A 294-nucleotide genomic window follows, 5' to 3' on the forward strand; every position below is an offset into this window, starting at 1 on the left:
AAAGTCATGGCGGCGCTGTTCACCGCACCCGAGCCTGTAGCGCTCAGCAGAGACTATCTGGCTCGCCTGCCGGGTACCAGCGCAGCAGGTATTCTGACCGGCCTTCCCGCGGCGGACCAGCCGGACCCCGGCCCGGTGGTCTGTGCCTGTTTCAACGTTGGGGCCAACACCATTCTTCAAGCCATCGAAAGCGATGGACTGCTGAACGTTGCAGATGTCGGCATTGCCTTGCAGGCGGGAACAAACTGCGGCTCCTGCCGCTCTGACATCTTCGGTTTGCTGGCACGGCGCCCC

Annotated in this window: 1 protein-coding gene; it reads left to right on the forward strand. The window is 63.3% G+C overall.

The genetic code is table 11. The features are described from left to right. Positions 1–294 (forward strand): (2Fe-2S)-binding protein (locus RA19_RS25080; RefSeq protein WP_193748338.1); only part of this gene is annotated, 294 nt, incomplete at both ends.

It is taken from the genome of Leisingera sp. ANG-M1 (assembly GCF_000813745.1).
Taxonomy (GTDB): domain Bacteria; phylum Pseudomonadota; class Alphaproteobacteria; order Rhodobacterales; family Rhodobacteraceae; genus Leisingera.